Here is a 19,122-nt window from a genome sequence, read left to right as displayed (position 1 = left end):
AAGTGACGGTGGACACCGCAATCGACCACGGGGGGACGAGTGTCGGAAGAACTCGACAGGGACCGGCAATTCGGCGGCGGAGCGCACGATGGAACCGGGGCGTCGGTCCGCGCCGACACCGCGACGATCGCGGCGTTCGGGCACCAGGCTGCCGCACTGGCCGAACGTCTGCACAGTGCGGCAGCACACACCCGGGACGGTGACCCCGCCCCGTTCGGTCCGATGCTCGGCCCCGTGGGTGCGACGTTCTTCGCGGCGCTCGTTGCGACGCACGACGCCCACGGACGCGACCTCGATCGCCTCGGCGACGCCCTCGCCGGTATGAGTGCGGCAGCAACGGCGTCGGCAGCGGCATACGAGCGTTCGGTCGACGCGGTGGCGCGTCGTCTGCTGGCCGTGCAGGGCGACTCGTGATCGCGGCCGTCGGCGGCGACCTGCTGACCGCGCCACTGAAGGAGTTGCTCGACGCCTTCGGTTCCGCATCTCCCCCGGCAACGGATCCGGGCGCACTCCTACGGGTGGGGGCACAACTCGCAGAGGAGGTTCATGCGGCCGGGCGGGACGCCGTCGCCGAGCTTGCGTGGGCGTGGTCAGGGCCCGCTGCGGAGAACGCCGTCGCCGGCGCCGAACGCGTGGTGTCCGATGTCCTGGTGGCCGCCGACCGCGGACTCGGCATCGCGGCCGTCGCACTGGAGGCGACCGTCACCGTCGCAACGGGCACCGCCGAACTCCAACGCCTCGTCGACTCGTTCCTCGCGTTCGCGAATCAGGCAGGACCCGTGGCGGGTCTGCCGCACGGTCAGCTGATGCTGCTCACCGTCGCGGCCGAGCACATCGCCGAAGGTCTGCGGGTGCTCACCCGGGTCGTGTCGGCCCTCGCGGATCTCACCGACCGGCTGACCGCATTGCTGCCCGATCACGCCCCGATGGACGCGGCTGCCGCCGCCGACCCCGCCGCGCACGTGATGGTGGGGAGCCGCTCCGAGGGCACCGGAACCGAGGTGGTCCTGCCCGACGGCAGCGTCAGCACCGCCCCCAATGCCGCCGCGGCGACGGCCGTCCGCCGAGCGCTCGAGCAGCAGGGCACGCCGTACCTGTGGGGCGGCACGTCGCCCGGCAGCGGACTCGACTGCAGCGGTTTGACGCAGTACGCCTACGCCGAAGCGGGCGTGGAGATCCCACGCTTGGCGCAGGAGCAGGACGTCGGGCAACGAGTCGATCCGGGGTCGGTCCTGCCGGGCGACCTGGCGGTCTGGGACGGGCACGTCGCCATGGTGGTCGGCAACGGAATGATGGTGGAAGCAGGCGATCCCGTCGCGGTCACCCCGATCCGCACCGGCAACGGCGGCATGGCGTTCCAGGGCTTCTACCGGCCGACGACTGCGTGAGCGGTGTACGCCGGCCGACCGGAATCGTCCGGGTCGGGAACCACCCGGACGGTCGCTGCGTCCAACCGGATATGGATCTCACGACTCCCGTTCCGCCGACCGCCCCGATCACCGCGATCGCCCACAATCGCGCGGGCACGATCTCGGTGCGGACCACCGACGACGGTCTCCCGGTCGAGCTGCGCATCGACCCGCGCGAGCTTCGCTACGGCGCGGGTGCGCTCGCCGGCGAGATCCTCGCCTTGAATCGCGTCGCCGCGCGGGAAGCCGCGGCGCTCCGTCACCGAGAACTGCACGAACAGGGCGTCCCGCGAGAAGTGCTCGACCGGATGAGGCATTTTTCGTACGGCGACGTGCCGGCCGCGCACCGGTCATGACTCAGCCGGAAGCCGCACACCCGAATCCGACGAGCACCGAGGGGGATACCCGATGAGCGAACAGCAGGTGACGGTGATCGTCGATCGCGTCCGCACGAAACTCGATGCCCTCGAGAGCACCCTCGAGGGGCTGCACGGCATCCGGGCGACCGCGCAGAGTCCGGACGGCCGGATCACCGCACGCGTCGACGGGACGGGCGCCCTCGCGGATCTTCGGCTGGAGGAAGCGGCATGCCGCATGGACGCGCGCGAGCTCGCGGCATCGATCCTCACGACGGTCCATGCGGCGGCCGAGGCAGCCGCGGCGCAGCGGGTCGCACTCGTCGACGACCTGCGGGGTGCGCTTCGATGACGTGCTGCTTGCCACCCCGGCTATATTCTCGGCGGCGACATGGCTAGGCTTCCCGCCATGGCTGGAGACATCGTCCCGATAGAACTCGGTCTCACCGACGGCGACCTCGTGACCCTGTGGGCACCGCGCTGGCGTGAGGGCGACGACGAATGGGAGGCGTTTCTCGGTCAGGGCGACGACCTGTACGGATTCCCGAGCGTCGCCGCGCTGGTGGCGTTCGTCCGCTCCGGTGGCGACAACGACCTCGTGGAGCATCCCGCGTGGCCCGTGGTCGCCAAGCTCGCCGCTGTCGAGTTCGAACCCGACGACGCCCACTCGTACGACCTGATCGGCGTACCGGAACTCGCGGCCGCCGATCCCGACGCCGAGTCGATCTCCGAACTGCAGGACACGTTCGACATCGTCAGCATCCTCGGCGACGTGTGCGAACTCGATGTCGTCACCAAGTTCTTCGAGCGGACCGAAGTCGATACGCTGCTCCGCCACGGCGCGTCCGCCGTCGCGGGCCGCGAGGGACACGAGCTGTGGAACAGCATCGGCACCGCGATCGCCGAAGACTGGGACGCGGTGATCGACGCGCTCGACGCCGTGGTGACCACGCCCGCGGTGGACGAGGCGGTCGTGGCCGAGATCGAGTCGGAACTGGTGGCCTCCGACGAGAACGAACTGGAAGCCGACGACACGGTCCAGGACGAGGTCGACAACGACGAGTACGAGTTCCTCGACGACGACGAAGACGACTTCTGGGCCTCGGTCGGCATCGACCCCATCAAGATCATCACGTCGGACGGTACGTGGTTCACCCTGCGTTGCTACCTGGACGACGACGCGGTGTTCCTCGGGCAGGAGGGACGGATCTTCGTCTTCCCGTCCGAGCGTGTTCTCGCGCGGTATCTCGCCGACAACCACGACCACGACATGTCCCAGCTCGAAACGTACGAGGAGATCCGGATCGCTGCGGTGGACGGGTCGCTCGAGGTCGCCGTCATCGACGACAACGTCTACGTGCTCACGGGCATCGCCGACGACATCGCCGAGGGCATCGCCGCCGTCGACCCGGAACAACTGGAGCTTGCCGTCGAGTTGTTCACCGACGCCGCCGGTTACGCGAACGACAACAGCACCGAAGAGGCCCTCGCGGCATCCACGGAGCTGGGATGGTTCGTCAACTACGTTCTCGAACCCGACCCGGGCCGCCTCGCTCCGAGCGCACCGTTCGACGCCGAAGCTCTCGCGTGGCGCGAACTCGAGCGCGAGTTCGAAGCACGGCTGACCAAGAACTGACGCGTTCGCACCGGCGCCCGCTCAGCCGATCAGGACGGCGTAACCCGGTTTGATGACGTCGTCGATCAGGGCGAGGCGCTGATCGAACGGCAGGAACGCCGACTTCATCGCGTTGATCGTGAAACGTTCGAGGTCGACCCAGCCGTACCCGAACGTGTCGGCGAGCTGCACCATTTCCTTGGTCATGGTGGTGTCGCTCATCAGCCGGTTGTCGGTATTGACGGTGACCCGGAACCTCAACCGGGCGAGCAGGTCGAACGGGTGTTCCGCCAGCGTCCGCACCGCTCCGGTCTGCACATTGGAACTCGGGCACAGCTCCAGCGGGATGCGCTTGTCCCGGACATAGCTCGCGAGAAGACCGAGGTGTGTCTCACCGTCCTCGCACACCACGATGTCGTCGAGGATGCGGACGCCGTGACCGAGGCGGTCGGCACCGCAGAAGGCGACGGCCTCGTGGATGGACGGCAGACCGAATGCCTCCCCCGCATGAATAGTGAAGTGCGCGTTGGCTGCTCGCGTGTACTCGAAAGCATCGAGGTGGCGGCTGGGTGGATTCCCGGCCTCCGCGCCGGCGATGTCGAAACCCACGACGCCCCGGTCGCGGAACCGGACCGCGAGTTCGGCGATCTCCCGGGATCTCGCGGCATGGCGCATCGCGGTGAGCAGACATCCGATGCGGATGGGGCGCCCGGCCGCACGCGCCTCCGACTCGCCGGCGCGGAAGCCTTCGAGGACGTGCTCGACCACCTCGTCGAGCGTCAGTCCGCGCTCGAGGTGTTGTTCGGGTGCGAACCTGACCTCGGCGTACACGACCCCGTCGTCCGCCAGGTCCATCACGCATTCTCGTGCCACCCGCTCGAGACCTTCCGGCGTCTGCATCACCGCGACGGTGTGTTCGAACGTCTCGAGGTACCGGACGAGGCTGCCGCTGTCGGCCGACTCCCGGAACCAGCGGGCCAGGTCTTCCTCGGTATCCGCGGGAAGCGCCCAGCCGCACGCATCGGCGAGTTCGAGAACCGTCCCCGGACGCAGCCCGCCGTCCAGGTGATCGTGCAGGAGCACTTTCGGCGCGAGCTTCACCGACTCGGCCCTGCCGTCGAACATTCCGGGAACCACCGACTCGTCACTCATGTTTCGGGACGGTAGTCCGCTAGGGCGTGATCCGCTCGACGATGAGCGGGCGCGGCGGCGGCGCCGTGTCGGAGATGCTGAGCCCGCCACGCAACGCACCCAGCGCGGCGGGAAACCGCCCGGGCGTGTCGGTGTGGAGTGTCGCGACGGGTTGTCCCTTGCGGACGGCGTCGCCGACGACGGCGTGCAACTCGACTCCCGCGCCCGGCTGAACGGCCTGGCCCTGGTGTTCACGTCCGGCTCCGAGCCGCCACGCCGCCTTCCCGACGGCGAGAGCGTCGAGTTCGGCCAGCACACCGTCGGCGTCGGCATACACCGTCTCGGTGTGCGTCGCGGTCGGCAAGGGTGCGTCCGGGTCGCCGCCTTGCGCCGCGATCATCGACCGCCACCGGTCCATGGCGCTGCCGTCGCGCAGCCGCTCGGCCGGATCCACATCGTCGATTCCCGCGGCAGCGAGCATCTCCCGAGCCAGGGCGAGGGTGAGTTCCACGACGTCGCCGGGTCCTCCCCCGGCGAGCACCTCGACCGCCTCGCGCACTTCGAGGGCGTTGCCCGCGGTACGCCCGAGCGGAGTGTCCATACGGGTGATCAACGCGGTGGTCGGGAGATCGGCGTCGGTACCGAGCTCGACCATGATGCGTGCGAGTTCGCGTGCCTCGCCGAGTTCGGTCATGAAGGCACCGGTGCCGACCTTGACGTCGAGCACGAGGGCGCCGGCGCCTTCCGCAATCTTCTTGCTCATGATCGAACTGGCGATGAGCGGGATCGATTCGACCGTCCCGGTGACGTCGCGCAGCGCGTAGAGCTTGCGATCGGCGGGGGCGAGATCGGCGCCGGCGGCACACACGACCGCCCCGACGGCGGGATCGGTCAGTATCTCGGCCATCTCCACGGTGTTCAGGTCGGCTCGCCACCCGGGAATCGACTCGAGTTTGTCGAGGGTGCCGCCCGTGTGTCCGAGGCCCCGGCCCGACAGTTGCGGGACCGCGGCGCCGCACGCGGCGACGAGCGGCGCGAGGGGCAACGTGATCTTGTCCCCGACCCCGCCGGTCGAGTGCTTGTCGACGGTGCGCAGACCGAGTCCGGTGAAGTCGAGCCGACGTCCGGAGTCGGTCATCGCGGCGGTCCACCGGGCGATCTCCGCGCGGGTCATCCCCCGGAACCAGATCGCCATCGCCAGCGCGGACATCTGCGCGTCCTCGACGATGCCGTGGGTGAACGCTTCGATCACCCAGTCGATTTCGGCGCCGGAGAGTTCGTCGCCGTCACGTTTGCGATGGATGATGCCGATGATGTCAGGCATCTCGGTCACTCCTGTCCCGCACGGCGGCGAGTTGATCGGGACCGAAGGCGTCGGGAAGCAGTTCGGACATGGTCCGGGGAGCCGGAGCGCAGTCGACGACGAGATCGGGGCCTCCGTGCTCGAACAGGAGCTGCCGGCAGCGGCCGCAGGGCATCAGGATCGCGCCCCGGGCGTCGCACACGGTCACAGCCCGGAGACGTCCACCCCCGTCGGAAAACAAGTTACCGACGAGTACAGTTTCAGCACAAAGGCCCAGTCCATGTGAGACATTTTCCACATTGCACCCGGTCACGATGCGGCCATCGACCGTGACGGCCGCCGCCCCGACGGGAAAGTTCGAATAGGGCGCGTAGGCACGGGTCATAACGTCATGTGCTTTGGCGCGCAACATTTTCCAGTCAACGTCCGGCATGGTTGATCATCCTGTCACGGTGGCGCAGGCAACGCAGCGGTGCCCCCTCGGGTCGACATCACAGTTGGAAAGGCAAACCTAACTTGTGATTTGGGGGCTGTACGAATCGTCGATGAGATTAGTTCCCACGTTTGCGTTGGGTTTAGAGTCGAGCCAAGTCGGTTCCGGTTCGTCGAGCCCGTGCTGCGGTATTCCCCGACAGTAATGAACGGCTCGACGCGTCCACCATTGACGTTGGAGGCACAGCACTCGATGAGCAGCACGACTGAAGCCGCCCCCGCACAGGCGGGGCGCACACGGTCGCTTTACCGGGGGGACCCCGGCATGTGGTCCTGGGTTCTACACCGGATCACCGGCGTGGCGACCTTCTTCTTCCTATTCGTCCACGTCCTGGACACGGCACTCGTCCGGGTAAATCCCGAGACCTATGACAGCGTCATCGAGACCTACAAGAACCCCATCGTCGGTCTCATGGAACTGGGTCTCGTCGCGATGGTGCTCTACCACGCGCTGAACGGTCTGCGGGTCATGCTCATCGACTTCTGGTCCAAGGGCCCGAAGTACCAGCGAGTGATGCTCTGGACCATTCTCGCGATCTGGTTCGTGGTGATGATCCCCGCGGCCGGACGCATCTTCTACAACATGTTTGCGGGGCACTGACATGACCGAAGCAAAGACCCTGGGCACCTCGCACGACCGCCCCGCGAGCCTGGACAATCCGCGCTCGCCGCGTCGCGTCTCGAACAACAACTTCGAGCTCTACGCGTGGCTGTTCATGCGCCTCTCCGGCCTCGCCCTGATCATTCTGGTGCTCGGTCACCTGTTCATCATGCTGATGCTCGACGACGGCGTGCACCGCATCAACTTCGCCTTCGTCGCGGGTCGCTGGTCCAGCCCGTTCTGGCAGATCTGGGATCTGTCGATGCTCTGGCTTGCGCAGTTGCACGGCGGTAACGGCCTGCGCACCGTCATCGCGGACTACGCACGCAAGGACTCCACCCGTTTCTGGCTCAACACGATTCTGCTCGTGTCGATGATCCTGATCATGGGCCTGGGTACCTACGTGATCTTCACCTTCGACCCCAACATCACCGCGAGCTAGGGGAGCTAGAACTCCATGCAGGAACATCGTTACGACGTAGTCATCGTCGGCGCCGGCGGCGCCGGCATGCGCGCGGCCATCGAAGCCGGCCCCCGCGCCCGCACCGCGGTACTCACCAAGCTCTACCCGACGCGCAGCCACACCGGCGCAGCCCAGGGCGGCATGTGCGCAGCCCTCGCGAACGTCGAGGAAGACAACTGGGAATGGCACACCTTCGACACCGTCAAGGGCGGCGACTACCTCGCCGACCAGGACGCTGTCGAGATCATGGCGAAGGAAGCCATCGACGCGGTGCTCGACCTGGAAAAGATGGGTCTGCCCTTCAACCGCACCCCCGAAGGCAAGATCGACCAGCGCCGGTTCGGTGGCCACACGCGCGATCACGGCAAGGCTCCGGTGCGTCGCGCCTGCTACGCCGCCGACCGCACCGGCCACATGATCCTCCAGACGCTCTACCAGAACTGCGTCAAGCACGACGTCGAGTTCTTCAACGAGTTCTACGCGCTCGACATCGCCCTCACGGAGACCCCGGACGGCCCCGTCGCGACCGGTGTGATCGCGTACGAGATGTCCACCGGCGAAATCCACGTCTTCCACGCCAAGTCGATCGTGTTCGCCACGGGCGGCTCGGGCCGGATGTACAAGACGACCTCCAACGCGCACACCCTCACCGGTGACGGCATGGGCATCATCTTCCGCAAGGGCCTGCCGCTCGAGGACATGGAATTCCACCAGTTCCACCCGACAGGCCTCGCGGGCCTGGGCATCCTCATCTCGGAAGCGGTCCGCGGCGAGGGTGGCATCCTCCGCAACGCCGACGGCGAGCGGTTCATGGAGCGCTACGCGCCCACCATCAAGGACCTCGCGCCCCGTGACATCGTCGCCCGGTCGATGGTCCTCGAGGTGCTCGAGGGTCGCGGCGCCGGACCGAACAAGGATTACGTCTACATCGACGTGACCCACCTCGGTGAGGACGTTCTCGAGGAGAAGCTCCCCGACATCACCGAGTTCGCGCGCACCTACCTCGGCGTCGACCCGGTCACCGAACTGGTTCCCGTGTACCCGACGTGCCACTACGTGATGGGCGGCATCCCCACCAACGTCAACGGTGAGGTTCTGCGCAACAGCACCGACGTCGTCAAGGGCCTGTACGCCGCCGGTGAATGTGCCTGCGTGTCCGTCCACGGCGCCAACCGTCTCGGCACCAACTCGCTCCTCGACATCAACGTGTTCGGCCGTCGCGCCGGTATCGCGGCTGCCGAGTACGCGAACAACCACGAGTTCGCCGAGCTCCCCGAGGCCCCGACGAAGTACGTCGACGAGTGGCTCGACCGGATCCTGCACGCCGGCGGCAAGGAACGCGTCGTCGACATCCGCAGCGACCTGCAGCAGACGATGGACAACAACGCGTCGGTGTTCCGCACCGAGGAAACCCTCACGCGGGCGCTCGACGACATCCACGAGCTCAAGAAGCGCTACAAGGAAATCACCGTTCACGACAAGGGCAAGCGCTACAACAGCGACCTGCTCGAAGCGGTCGAACTCGGCTTCCTTCTGGAAATGGCCGAGGTCACCGTGGTCGGTGCCCTCAACCGCAAGGAGTCCCGCGGCGGCCACGCTCGCGAGGACTACCCGAACCGCGACGACGCCAATTACATGAAGCACACCATGGCGTACAAAGTAGGTGAGGACCTTATCTCCGATATCCGCCTGGACTACAAGCCAGTGGTCCAGACACGGTACGAGCCGATGGAGCGGAAGTACTGATGACAACAGTCGAAAGAATCAACGACACCGCCGCTGCGGATCTGCCTCCCGTTCCCGAGGGCGCCGTGATGGTCACGCTCAAGATCGCACGGTTCAACCCGGAGGACGACAAGGGCCAGCACTGGGATTCGTTCCAGGTGCCTGCGCTCCCCACGGACCGGATGCTCAACCTGCTGCTGTACGTGAAGGGCTACCTCGACGGCACCCTGACGTTCCGTCGTAGCTGCGCGCACGGCGTCTGCGGCTCCGACGCGATGCGGATCAACGGCGTCAACCGCCTGGCGTGCAAGATCCTGATGAAGGACATGCTCCCCAAGGACGGCAAGCCGGTCACGATCACCGTCGAGCCCATCCGCGGCCTGCCGGTCGAGAAGGATCTCATCGTCGACATGGAACCCTTCTTCGACGCGTTCCGCGCCGTGAAGCCGTTCCTCATCACGACGGGCAACGAGCCGACCCGCGAGCGCATCCAGTCGCAGGCCGACCGTGCGCGGTTCGACGACACCACCAAGTGCATCCTCTGCGCCTGCTGCACCACGTCGTGCCCGGTGTACTGGAGCGACGGCAGCTACTTCGGTCCCGCTGCCATCGTCAACGCTCACCGCTTCATCTTCGACTCGCGTGACGAAGGTGCCGCCGAGCGTCTGGACATCCTCAACGACAAGGAAGGCGTGTGGCGTTGCCGCACCACCTTCAACTGCACCGACGCCTGCCCTCGTGGCATCCAGGTGACGAAGGCGATCCAGGAAGTCAAGCGCGCGCTGATGTTCGCTCGCTGACAAAGCACACACCGCGCAGCGCGGGTCCGGCCCCTCGGGGACGGGCCCGCGCTGTCGTCTGTGCGTCACAGACGCGCCCGCGCACTCACCTGCGACGCCCGGCGCGCCCGCGCACTGACCTGCGATGCAGGCGCGTCACAGGATCACTTGCGGCGCAGTCGCGCCGCCGCGAGAACCCCACCGAGGACGCCGGCCCCGAAGATCGCCACACCGCGTCGCGCATCGAGCCCCTCGTGGACCTCGAGCCGCGGCGAGATGAATGCGGACTCGGGCGGGGGACGGTGTGCCAGCGCGAGATTCGCGCGTGACGACGCTGCGAGCGCGGTGCAGAACAGCACCAGCCGCGCGGTGAGGTTGGCGAACACGAGCAGACCGAGGATGGGGCCGAACGCGAGACCCGCCGGCCCGACCAGCACCCTCTCGAGGTACAGCGAACCGGCCTGCTTGAGAATCTCGAATCCGATTCCGGCGAGGGTTCCGGCGAAGATCGCGCTGCGGAACGCAACGGGTTCGCGCGGGAGCCGCGCGATCACCCAGGTGAACACCGCGGCGGTCGCGGCGATCGAGAAGAGCAGGGCCGCGATGCGCAGCGCCACTCCGATACCGACGATGTTCTGCAGATTGAGAAACTCGACCACCCGGCGCATGATCGGGCCGCTGCTGACCGCGGACAATCCCAGCGACACCACCATCGCCAGGGCCAGACCGAGAAGCGCCGCACCGTCCTTGAGCTTGACGATCACGAAGTTCGGTTTGTCCCGCGCGTAGTCCCACATCGCGGTCAGCGCGTCCCGGAGGTTCGCCATCCAGGCGAGCCCGGCGTACACCGCGGTGAGCGAACCGATCACGCCCACCGTGCCGCGCGCGTTGATCGCCGAGTCGATCAGATCCTGGACTGTGCCGCCGAGTTCCCCCGGGATGTTCTGAGCGATGACGTCGCGAACGTCGTCGAGCAACTCGGGACGCCCGGCGAGCACGAAACCGACAAGAGAGAACCCGACCATGATGATCGGGACGATCGCGAGCACCGTGAAGTACGTCAGGCCGGCGGCGTAGTAGTCGCCTTTCTGGCTCTGATAACGGTCGGCTGCCCGCATCAGTCGGTCGAACGAAGGATGTGCGGCGCGCTGACGCTCGAGAAAACTCGGCTTCTTGTCGCCGTCAGGCTCGCCGGCCATCAGGGCACTCCTTCATCTACTTTCGGGGCAGGAAGCCCACCTTGTCATAGACCTGAGCCAGCGTGCGGGACGCAACCTCGCGCGCTCGATCCGCGCCGCGATCGAGGATGCGAAGCAGTTCCGCCTCGTCGCCGAGGTACTCGTCAACGCGCGCGCGAATGGGGGTGACGAACTCGGTGAGCACCTCGGCGGTGTCGGCCTTGAGATCGCCGTAGCCCTTGCCCTCGTAACCCGCGACGAGGTCGTCGATGCTCCGGCCGGACAGGGCCGATTGGATGGTGAGCAGATTCGAGACGCCCGGCTTGGTCTCACGGTCGAACCGGATTTCGCGCTCGTTGTCGGTCACCGCCGAGCGGATCTTCTTCGCGGACACCTTCGGGTCGTCGAGGAGGTTGATCAGGCCCGCGTCGGTCGCGGCGGACTTGCTCATCTTCGAGGTCGGGTCCTGCAGGTCGTAGATCTTGGCGGTTTCCTTGACGATCATCGGCTCGGGTACGACGAAGGTCTTTCCGAAACGAGAGTTGAACCGCTGAGCGAGATCGCGGGTGAGTTCGAGGTGCTGGCGCTGATCCTCGCCCACGGGGACGTGGCTGGCGCGGTAGAGCAGGATGTCGGCGGCCATCAGGATCGGGTACGTGAACAACCCGACGCCCGCGTGGTCGGTGCCCTGCTTGGCGGCCTTGTCCTTGAACTGCGTCATTCTCGAGGCTTCACCGAACCCGGTGATACAGCTCAGAACCCACGACAGTTCGGCGTGCTCGGGCACCTGGCTCTGCACGAACAGCACGGACTTCTCCGGGTCGATCCCGATGGCGAGCAACTGTGCGGCAGAGACCAGAACGCGCTTGCGGAGAAGCTTGGGTTCATAGGGGACGGTGATCGCGTGCAGATCCGGGATGAAGTAGAACGCGTCGTTCTCGTCCTGCGCGGGAACCCACTGCGCCAGCGCACCGAGAAAGTTCCCGAGGTGGAACGAATCCGAGGTGGGCTGGATGCCGGACAGCACCCGGGGGCGTGCCTTCGGCTTCGTGGTGTTCGAATCTGCGGTGCTGGACATGTGCTCGATAATTTCACGAATCGGTTTCGGTGATGCCACCGAGGTCCGCCTGCGCTTCTGCGGTGCGTCGGCCGAGCGTCAGGAGAAGGTCACCGTCACGGGTGCGTGATCCGACCAGCGGTCGGCGTATGTCGCCGCACGTTCCACTCGGGCATCGGTCACGCGTGCGGCCAGGGCCGCAGTCACGAGGTGATAGTCGATCCGCCACCCCGCGTCGGTGTCGAAGGCTTTACCGCGGTACGACCACCACGAGTACGGCCCGGGCACGTCGCCGTGCACGTCGCGGACCACATCCCGCCACCCGGCATCGAGCAGCTCCGCCACCCAGGCTCGCTCGCCCGGAAGGAAGCCCGATTTCTTGACGTTGCCCTTCCAGTTCTTGATGTCGCGCTCCGTGGGGGCGATGTTCCAGTCCCCGCACACGACCATGTCCCTGCCCTGGGCCGACACCGCCGCCGACCGCTCCGCCAGGTAGGCCCCGAAGCCCTTCATGAAGCGTTCCTTGTCGTCCTGCTTGGGCGTCTGCGCCTCCCCGGTGGGCAGGTAGAGGCTGCCCACGGTCACGGCACCGAAATCCGCTTCAATGTACCGGCCCGCCGCCGAGAACTCCTCGACGTCGAATCCCACACGCACCGCGTCGGCGGGGATGCGGGAAAGAATCGCTACACCTGCACGTCCTTTGGCCGACGATTCGGCTCCGACGCAGTGCCAGCCGGATTCCAGCGCGGGCGCGATCGCGGCGTGGAACTGCTGCTCGGTGGCGCGGACCTCCTGCAGGCACACGATGTCGGCTGCCGTCCCTGCCAGCCAGTCCAGCAGACCTTTGCCGGCGGCAGCGCGGACGCCGTTGACATTCACGGTGGTGATGATGAGCGACACGGCGGTCACCGTATCCGACATGTCGGACGAGTCCGACGCACGGCGTCCTCGTTCGTGGGTCCCGCCACGCCCCCACGCACCCTTACGACCCGAACACACGGCGACCGGAACACGAGGATCCGACACGAAACGGGACGCCCCGAAGGGCGTCCCGTGTCTGTGCTGTCGAACCGGAGAGCAAAATCAGGCGCGAGCCTTCTGCAGGTTCTCGTCGAGCGCGCCGAGGAACTCCTCGGTGGTGAGCCAGGCCTGCTCGGGGCCGACCAGCAGAGCGAGGTCCTTGGTCATCTGGCCGTTTTCGACGGTCTTGATGACGACGTCCTCGAGCTGCTGCGCGAACTCGATCACCTCGGGGGTGTTGTCGAGCTTGCCACGGTGCTCGAGACCGCGGGTCCAGGCGAAGATCGACGCGATCGGGTTGGTCGACGTCGGCTTGCCCTGCTGATGCTGGCGGAAGTGGCGGGTCACGGTGCCGTGTGCGGCTTCCGCCTCGACGGTCTTGCCGTCCGGGGTCATCAGGACCGACGTCATCAGGCCGAGCGAGCCGTAGCCCTGCGCGACGGTGTCGGACTGGACGTCGCCGTCGTAGTTCTTGCAGGCCCAGACGTATCCACCCTCCCACTTGAGCGAGGAGGCGACCATGTCGTCGATGAGGCGGTGCTCGTAGGTCAGGCCCGCGGCGTCGAACTCTGCCTTGAACTCTTCCTCGTAGATCCGCTGGAACTCGTCCTTGAACATGCCGTCGTAGGCCTTGAGGATCGTGTTCTTCGTCGACAGGTACACGGGGTAGTTGCGCTGCAAGCCATACGACAGTGATGCGCGCGCGAAGTCCTGGATGGACTTCTTGTAGTTGTACATACCCATGACGACGCCGCCGTCGTCGGGGATCTGGCACACCTCGTGCTGGATCGGCTCGCTGCCGTCCTCCGGGGTGAAGGTGATCGTCACGGTGCCCGGACGGTCGACCTTGAAGTCGGTGGCGCGGTACTGATCACCGAATGCGTGGCGGCCGACGATGACGGGCTTGGTCCAGCCCGGCACCAGACGCGGCACGTTCGAGATGATGATCGGCGCGCGGAAAATGGTGCCGCCGAGGATGTTACGGATGGTGCCGTTGGGCGAACGCCACATCTTCTTCAGGCCGAATTCTTCGACCCGCGCCTCGTCCGGCGTGATCGTCGCGCACTTGACGCCGACGTTGTGCTTCTTGATGGCGTTGGCCGCGTCGATGGTCACCTGATCGTCGGTGGCATCGCGGTGCTCCACACCGAGGTCGTAATATTCGAGATCCACGTCCAGGTACGGATGGATCAGCTTGTCTTTGATGAACTGCCAGATAATGCGGGTCATCTCGTCGCCGTCGAGTTCGACGACTTTACCCTCAACTTTGATCTTGGACATGTGCGCTTCTTGTCCTCCTAGGACGTTTACTTGGTCCCCAATCGACTGTGCTTTGTGAGCGCAGCCGCCATCGGCTCGGTACGAGCGAGCATGGCCCTGTCCCGCGTACTGACAGCGACCAAACAAGACAAGCGTACTGCTATCCGACGCGTCCGCAAAGCGGCAATACCGCCCCCGACTACTACCGACCGGTAACCTTGCCGCTGGTCACAGCCGCTGCGGGACCCCATGCCCCATCGTGCGCGACAGTCGCTAGACTTTCCGCGAGGTCATGAGTGCCAGCGCGAAGCCCCGGCTTGCTGGCCGGCAACCCTCCAGCCAGGGTGGGGTGCTCCGGGTGAGGACACGGCCGTCGGAACGCCGACGGCAAGCCGGTTTCGGGAGGGTGAGATGACGAGCGAACAGCTCCTGCTCCTTGCCCTCCCCCAGGGTCCGAAGGACATGATGAGCGACACCCAGTACATCTTCCCCCCGAGCGGCCAGGCCGTCGAGTCGATCACGCTTGCCCGTGGCGCCTCGTTCTCTTCCCACGCCGAGGCGGTCACGCCTTGACCACAGACACGGACACGCAGCCGGTGCACGTCGAACTGCCGCCCGCCGACGGACGCCTGGGAAAGATCGGCATCGGATCCCTGAAGCTCGAGAGCGGCGAGTCGCTTCCCGACGTCACGATCGCGGTTCAGCGATGGGGTGCGCTCTCTCCCGCCCGCGACAACGTCGTCCTCATCGAGCACGCCCTGACAGGTGATTCGCACGTGACCGGCCAGGCCGGTCCGGACCATCCGTCGCCGGGCTGGTGGTCGGGAATGGTCGGTCCCGGAGCCCCGCTCGACACCGATCGCTGGTGCGTGATCTCCACCAACGTGCTGGGCGGCTGCCGCGGCACCACCGGCCCGGGAAGCATCGCACCCGACGGCACGGCCTGGGGTTCACGGTTCCCGCAGATCACCGTGCGCGATCAGGTCGCCGCCGAGGCCGCACTGCTCGACGCGCTCGGCATCGACACGCTCGCCGCTGTGACCGGCGGCTCCATGGGCGGTATGCGCACACTCGAGTGGATCGTCACCCACCCCGACCGGGTACGCGCTGCGCTCGTGCTCGCGACCGGCGCACGCGCGACCGCCGACCAGATCGGTATGCAGAGCACGCAGATCGCGGCGATCACCGCGGATCCGGACTGGCAGGGAGGCGACTACTACGGCACCGGCCGCATCCCCGCGACAGGTCTCGGCATCGCCCGCCGGATCGCGCACCTCACCTACCGCACCGAACTCGAACTCGATGCCCGGTTCGCGAACCACCCGCAGGACGGCGAGGACCCGTGGCGCGGGGGGCGGTACTCGGTGGAGGGGTACCTCGAGCACCAGGCCGACAAGCTCGTGGCACGGTTCGATCCGGGCACCTACGTCGTGCTGTCCGAAGTGATGAACCGGCACGACGTAGGCCGTGGCCGCGGCGGCGTCGAAGCCGCGCTCGCTTCCACTCCCGTCAAGACCATCGTCGCCGGCGTCGACTCGGACCGCCTGTATCCGCTGCGGTTGCAGCAGGAGATTGCGGACGGGCTCCCGGGAGCCGACCGGCTGCGCGTCCTCGTCTCCCGCAACGGCCACGACGGCTTCCTCACCGAAGCGGAAGCCGTGGCGAAACTCCTCGACGAATTGATGGTGCACGCAGAGGGCTAGCCGGCCGCCCGCGGGCGGCCGGCTCCTATCGTGCGGACGGCAGGAACGCCGTCGCGCCCGACAGATCTGCCGGCCGATCCTCGAGCGGGGTCACGAGACCGCGACGTTCGAGGATCGGCCGGACACCCTCCCCGAAGCGATATGCATCCTCGAGATGGGGATAGCCCGACAGCACGAAGTGGTCGAGTCCGACCGCCGCGTACTCGGCGATCCGATCGGCGACCTCCTCGTGTGAGCCGACCAGCGCCGTGCCCGCGCCGCCCCGAACCAAGCCGACGCCGGTCCACAGGTTCGGCGACACCTCGAGACTGCGCGCATCGCGGCCGGCGGAGTAGGCCGCCCCTCCCCCGTGCAGTTCCACCATCCGCCGTTGTCCTTCCGATCCCGAGCGGGCCAGACTCTGCTGAGCCTTCTCGATCGTCGCGGGGTCGAGTTGCGCGAGCAGCCGGTCGGCCTCCGCCCACGCCTGTTCCGACGTGTCCCGGCTGATGACGTGCAGCCGGATGCCGTAGTCGAGGGTGCGTCCCTGAATGTCGGCCAGCCCACGGATCCAGGCGATCTTGTCCGCGACCGCACTCGGCGGCTCACCCCAGGTGAGGTAGGTGTCGCAGTACCTCGACGCGACGGTTCCCGCTGCGGGAGAAGACCCGCCGAAGAACAACGGCGGCGTCGGGTCGGGGATGCGCTGAAGCTGTGCGTTCTCGACCTTGATGTAATCACCGTCGAAGTCGACCGGTCCGTCGCCCGCCCACAGCCGACGGAGAACGTCGAGATACTCGCCGCACCGCGCATAGCGCTCGTTCTTGTCGAGAAAGTCGCCGAAGGTGCGCTGCTCGTGATCTTCACCGCCGGTCACCACGTTGAGGAGCAGCCGGCCCTGCGATTGCCATTGGAAGGTCGCGGCCATCTGAGCGGCGAGGGTCGGGGAGATGAGACCGGGACGCAAGGCGACGAGGAACTTGAGAGTCTCCGTGGTGTCGATCATCATCGCCGTGGTCAGCCAGGCGTCTTCGCACCACGCTCCGGTGGGCGTGAGCACCGATTCGAAACCGCTGGACTCGGCAGCGGCTCCGATCTGGTTCAGATAGCGCAAGGTTGCGGGTCGATCTCCCGCCATGGAACTTCCGTGACCTCCCGCCATGAGATTCCGGGAGTCCCCGTAGGTGGGCAGAAACCAGTGCAGATGCAGAGACACACGACATCCTCGGGTCGACGGCAGGCATGAAACGGAGCTCAGTACATCAGGGCACTCCGGCGTGGAGCGACAGTTGGAATCAGCGTGAGCAGAACCGGTGCGGTGTGGTCGCGAGGATGGTTAGCGTCGCCGGGTTACACACCCCTACAGACGGATCGAGCCCATGACCACGCTGTCCCAGCCCACGCCCGCGCCCGGGATCGAGTCGGATCCGGAGCGCCGTAAACGCCTGCGCACCGTCGTCGCGGCCAGTCTGCTCGGCACTACGGTGGAGTGGTACGACTTCTTCCTCTACGCCACCGCCGCGAGCCTGGTGTTCAACCAGCTTTTCTTCCCCGACCAGAGTTCCTTCGTCGGAACGATGCTCGCGTTCGCCACGTTCGCCGTGGGCTTCCTGGTGCGACCCATCGGCGGCGTCGTCTTCGGCCATATCGGCGACCGCATCGGCCGCAAGAAGACACTCGCGCTCACGATGTTCATCATGGGCATCGCCACGGCCCTGATGGGAATTCTGCCGACCCATGAGCAAGTGGGAGTCCTCGCACCGGTCCTGCTGCTGGTGCTGCGCATCCTGCAGGGTTTCGCCCTGGGCGGCGAATGGGCCGGCGCGGTACTGCTCGCCGTCGAGCACAGTCCGGAAAAGAAGCGGGGCTTGTTCGGGAGCATTCCGCAGGTCGGTCTGGCCCTCGGTCTCGCATTGGGCACCGGGGTCTTCGCTGCGCTGCAGGTCATCTTCGACGACGAGCAGTTCCTGACGTACGGATGGCGCATCGCCTTCCTGCTCAGCCTGGTTCTCGTCGCCGTGGGTTTCGTCGTCCGGCTCAAGGTCGACGAGACACCCGCGTTCCGTGAAGTGCAGGAACTCGCGAAGCGGTCGGCGGCGCCGCTCGTGGACGTCTTCCGTCCCGGTGTGCGACGCGGCACGGTCCTGGGATTGCTGTCGCGGTGGGGTGAAGGCGCCGCGTTCAACACGTGGGGCGTATTCGCGATCGCCTACGCCACCAAGGATTTGAACTTCGAGAAGGTGCCGGTGCTGCTCGTGGTCACCGTGGCCGCGCTCGTGATGGCTGCGCTGCTGCCGCTGTCGGGCGTGTTGGTGGACAGATACGGCGCGAAACGCATCTACATCATCGGGATCGCGGCCTACGGCGTCGCCGTGTTCCCCGCGTTCGGTCTCTTCACAACGAACAACCTGATCTGGTTCGCCGTCGCCATGGTCGTGGTCTTCGGCATCGTCCACGCCCTCTTCTACGGCGCCCAGGGAACTCTGTATGCAAGCCTGTACCCCGCGGAGATCCGGTACACGGGATTGTCGGTGGTCTACCAGTTCTCCGGTATCTACGCGTCCGGCGTCACCCCGATGATCCTGACCGCGCTGATCGCGGTCGGCGGCGGTAGCCCCTGGATCGCATGCGCCTACCTCGTCGGGACGGCCGCGGTCAGCGTGATCGCGACCGCCCTGATCCGTAAGAAGGATCTCTACCTCTGAGCCGGGCTGCGGGCGGGATACCGCACGGCCTACCCGCAGCCGGCTATCCGGTGCCGAGCGGATCGATGGACGCGGCGAGCGCGACGATGACCCCTCCGACGACGAGCAGTGCCCCGACGTCGAAGCCCTTGCTGCGCACCGCGAGTACACCGACCTGACTGTCGTCGAGAACCCACCGCAGCAGCCCCGCAAGGATCGTGGCACCCCCGAAGACGAACGCACCGCGCCGCCACCGGTCTGCGAGAACGAGCGCCACCGCGATCGCGATCACCAGAGTGACGGCAATGAGCGGAAGATTCAGACGTGCGAACCGCAAGGCCCGGCCCATGACTGTGTGCCCGTGCCC

Annotated in this window: 21 protein-coding genes and 1 riboswitch; of the genes, 12 read left to right on the top strand and 9 right to left on the bottom strand. The window is 66.6% G+C overall.

What is annotated here, in order from left to right:
- Positions 1 to 39: 39 nt before the first annotated feature.
- The 5 genes from ACFWU2_RS13390 to ACFWU2_RS13370 all read left to right on the top strand — a co-directional run bounded on the left by ACFWU2_RS13390 (position 40) and on the right by ACFWU2_RS13370 (position 3,401).
- A complete protein-coding gene (locus tag ACFWU2_RS13390; protein ID WP_378606581.1) occupies positions 40 to 414 on the top strand; it encodes a type VII secretion target in 375 nt (124 codons plus the stop codon).
- The gene (locus ACFWU2_RS13385; protein WP_378606578.1) at positions 411 to 1,388 is read left to right on the top strand and encodes a C40 family peptidase; all 978 of its coding nucleotides are present in this window, start codon (positions 411 to 413) and stop codon (positions 1,386 to 1,388) included. Before ACFWU2_RS13390 ends, ACFWU2_RS13385 begins: the two co-directional genes overlap by 4 nt.
- A gap of 71 nt (positions 1,389 to 1,459) precedes the next feature.
- Positions 1,460 to 1,765 carry a hypothetical protein gene (locus ACFWU2_RS13380; RefSeq protein ID WP_378606575.1) on the top strand — a complete coding sequence of 102 codons (306 nt, stop codon included), beginning with the start codon at positions 1,460 to 1,462 and terminating at the stop codon, positions 1,763 to 1,765.
- A 52-nt stretch (positions 1,766 to 1,817) separates the two neighbouring features.
- Positions 1,818 to 2,117 (top strand): YbaB/EbfC family nucleoid-associated protein, encoded by a 300-nt coding sequence (locus ACFWU2_RS13375; RefSeq protein ID WP_378606572.1) that lies wholly within the window; start codon positions 1,818 to 1,820, stop codon positions 2,115 to 2,117.
- 57 nt (positions 2,118 to 2,174) lie between these two features.
- Entirely contained in the window at positions 2,175 to 3,401 is a 1,227-nt protein-coding gene (locus ACFWU2_RS13370; RefSeq protein ID WP_378606569.1) for a primosomal protein, read from the top strand.
- A gap of 21 nt (positions 3,402 to 3,422) precedes the next feature.
- On the opposite strand, the gene ACFWU2_RS13365 is transcribed toward ACFWU2_RS13370, so the two are convergent.
- From ACFWU2_RS13365 to ACFWU2_RS13355, 3 genes are read right to left on the bottom strand one after another with little or no spacing between them, the layout of a single operon-like run.
- Positions 3,423 to 4,505, bottom strand: a complete 1,083-nt coding sequence (locus ACFWU2_RS13365; RefSeq protein WP_378607253.1) for an adenosine deaminase — start codon at positions 4,503 to 4,505, stop codon at positions 3,423 to 3,425.
- A 46-nt stretch (positions 4,506 to 4,551) separates the two neighbouring features.
- The gene (locus tag ACFWU2_RS13360) at positions 4,552 to 5,835 is read right to left on the bottom strand and encodes a thymidine phosphorylase (protein WP_378606566.1); all 1,284 of its coding nucleotides are present in this window, start codon (positions 5,833 to 5,835) and stop codon (positions 4,552 to 4,554) included.
- A complete protein-coding gene (locus tag ACFWU2_RS13355) occupies positions 5,828 to 6,247 on the bottom strand; it encodes a cytidine deaminase (protein ID WP_378606563.1) in 420 nt (139 codons plus the stop codon). The genes ACFWU2_RS13360 and ACFWU2_RS13355 overlap by 8 nt, the downstream gene beginning before the upstream one ends.
- Positions 6,248 to 6,499: 252 nt before the next feature.
- Here ACFWU2_RS13355 and sdhC point away from each other — a divergent pair, with 252 nt between their 5' ends.
- Genes sdhC through ACFWU2_RS13335 form a run of 4 tightly spaced genes read left to right on the top strand, consistent with a single transcriptional unit; the run spans position 6,500 to position 9,895 of the window.
- Positions 6,500 to 6,907: a succinate dehydrogenase, cytochrome b556 subunit gene (sdhC, locus tag ACFWU2_RS13350; protein ID WP_169619874.1), complete on the top strand. Its 408-nt coding sequence runs from the start codon at positions 6,500 to 6,502 to the stop codon at positions 6,905 to 6,907.
- A gap of 1 nt (position 6,908) precedes the next feature.
- Complete coding sequence (locus ACFWU2_RS13345; protein WP_169619875.1) at positions 6,909 to 7,349, top strand: succinate dehydrogenase hydrophobic membrane anchor subunit; 441 nt, start codon at positions 6,909 to 6,911, stop codon at positions 7,347 to 7,349.
- Positions 7,350 to 7,364: 15 nt separating this feature from the next.
- On the top strand, positions 7,365 to 9,116 hold the full coding sequence (gene sdhA / locus ACFWU2_RS13340) for a succinate dehydrogenase flavoprotein subunit (protein WP_378606559.1): 1,752 nt from the start codon (positions 7,365 to 7,367) through the stop codon (positions 9,114 to 9,116).
- On the top strand, positions 9,116 to 9,895 hold the full coding sequence (locus tag ACFWU2_RS13335) for a succinate dehydrogenase iron-sulfur subunit (protein ID WP_169619877.1): 780 nt from the start codon (positions 9,116 to 9,118) through the stop codon (positions 9,893 to 9,895). Before sdhA ends, ACFWU2_RS13335 begins: the two co-directional genes overlap by 1 nt.
- 143 nt (positions 9,896 to 10,038) lie before the next feature.
- On the opposite strand, the gene ACFWU2_RS13330 is transcribed toward ACFWU2_RS13335, so the two are convergent.
- The 4 genes from ACFWU2_RS13330 to ACFWU2_RS13315 all read right to left on the bottom strand — a co-directional run bounded on the left by ACFWU2_RS13330 (position 10,039) and on the right by ACFWU2_RS13315 (position 14,410).
- Positions 10,039 to 11,073: a YhjD/YihY/BrkB family envelope integrity protein gene (locus ACFWU2_RS13330; protein WP_378606556.1), complete on the bottom strand. Its 1,035-nt coding sequence runs from the start codon at positions 11,071 to 11,073 to the stop codon at positions 10,039 to 10,041.
- Between the two features lie 16 nt (positions 11,074 to 11,089).
- Positions 11,090 to 12,130 (bottom strand): tryptophan--tRNA ligase, encoded by a 1,041-nt coding sequence (trpS, locus tag ACFWU2_RS13325; RefSeq protein WP_378606553.1) that lies wholly within the window; start codon positions 12,128 to 12,130, stop codon positions 11,090 to 11,092.
- A gap of 78 nt (positions 12,131 to 12,208) precedes the next feature.
- On the bottom strand, positions 12,209 to 13,030 hold the full coding sequence (locus ACFWU2_RS13320; protein WP_378606550.1) for an exodeoxyribonuclease III: 822 nt from the start codon (positions 13,028 to 13,030) through the stop codon (positions 12,209 to 12,211).
- A gap of 162 nt (positions 13,031 to 13,192) precedes the next feature.
- A complete protein-coding gene (locus ACFWU2_RS13315) occupies positions 13,193 to 14,410 on the bottom strand; it encodes an NADP-dependent isocitrate dehydrogenase (RefSeq protein ID WP_169619881.1) in 1,218 nt (405 codons plus the stop codon).
- A gap of 267 nt (positions 14,411 to 14,677) precedes the next feature.
- Positions 14,678 to 14,789: riboswitch (SAM riboswitch) on the top strand.
- 11 nt (positions 14,790 to 14,800) lie between these two features.
- Between ACFWU2_RS13315 and ACFWU2_RS13310 the strand changes: the two genes are divergently transcribed.
- Both ACFWU2_RS13310 and ACFWU2_RS13305 read left to right on the top strand, forming a co-directional pair.
- Positions 14,801 to 14,962: a hypothetical protein gene (locus ACFWU2_RS13310; protein ID WP_378606547.1), complete on the top strand. Its 162-nt coding sequence runs from the start codon at positions 14,801 to 14,803 to the stop codon at positions 14,960 to 14,962.
- Entirely contained in the window at positions 14,959 to 16,092 is a 1,134-nt protein-coding gene (locus ACFWU2_RS13305; RefSeq protein ID WP_378606544.1) for a homoserine O-acetyltransferase, read from the top strand. The genes ACFWU2_RS13310 and ACFWU2_RS13305 overlap by 4 nt, the downstream gene beginning before the upstream one ends.
- Before the next feature lie 25 nt (positions 16,093 to 16,117).
- On the opposite strand, the gene ACFWU2_RS13300 is transcribed toward ACFWU2_RS13305, so the two are convergent.
- A complete protein-coding gene (locus ACFWU2_RS13300; protein WP_378606541.1) occupies positions 16,118 to 17,287 on the bottom strand; it encodes an LLM class flavin-dependent oxidoreductase in 1,170 nt (389 codons plus the stop codon).
- A gap of 163 nt (positions 17,288 to 17,450) precedes the next feature.
- Between ACFWU2_RS13300 and ACFWU2_RS13295 the strand changes: the two genes are divergently transcribed.
- A complete protein-coding gene (locus ACFWU2_RS13295) occupies positions 17,451 to 18,776 on the top strand; it encodes an MFS transporter (protein ID WP_378606538.1) in 1,326 nt (441 codons plus the stop codon).
- A gap of 43 nt (positions 18,777 to 18,819) precedes the next feature.
- Here ACFWU2_RS13295 and ACFWU2_RS13290 read toward each other — a convergent pair whose 3' ends face one another.
- On the bottom strand, positions 18,820 to 19,104 hold the full coding sequence (locus ACFWU2_RS13290) for a DUF3017 domain-containing protein (RefSeq protein WP_378606535.1): 285 nt from the start codon (positions 19,102 to 19,104) through the stop codon (positions 18,820 to 18,822).
- Positions 19,105 to 19,122 lie beyond the last annotated feature (18 nt).

Source organism: Rhodococcus sp. NPDC058639 (assembly GCF_042717545.1).
Classification (GTDB): Bacteria; Actinomycetota; Actinomycetes; order Mycobacteriales; family Mycobacteriaceae; genus Rhodococcus.
This window is presented reverse-complemented; position numbering and strand designations above follow the sequence as displayed.